We start from the raw sequence: 321 nt of genomic DNA, 5'->3' as shown, positions 1-321 counted from the left end.
AGACGCAGTTGATCGAGCTGCAGCGTCAGGTCGGCAAAGTGGAGGAGGCGATGGCACAGCAGCAATCGGAAGCAGCGGATACGCTTAGTGAGCTGGATGCCGCCCGAATGCTGGCGGGAGTTGTTCCTGTTGAAGGCCCAGGCATTGAGGTCACCATGCAGGATAACCAGAACGCAGCCAACAACCCGGATGTGACCAACTACATCGTGCATGAGCAGGACGTCCGCCTTGTCGTCAATGAACTGAGAGCCGCCGGAGCGGAAGGGATCAGCATTAATGGTCAGCGCCTGGTAAGCAACTCTGCCATTCGCTGTGTAGGCC

The 321-nt window shown here is 57.9% G+C and carries 1 protein-coding gene; it reads left to right on the top strand.

What is annotated here, in order from left to right; genetic code table 11:
• On the top strand, window positions 1-321 hold a 321-nt coding region (locus tag MXD62_RS10830; RefSeq protein WP_248829172.1), incomplete at both ends, for a DUF881 domain-containing protein.

It is taken from the genome of Frankia sp. Mgl5, from assembly GCF_023242985.1.
Taxonomy (GTDB): domain Bacteria; phylum Actinomycetota; class Actinomycetes; order Frankiales; family Frankiaceae; genus Parafrankia; species Parafrankia soli.
Note: the sequence above shows the minus strand (reverse complement) of the source record. Positions and strands in the feature narration are given on the sequence as shown.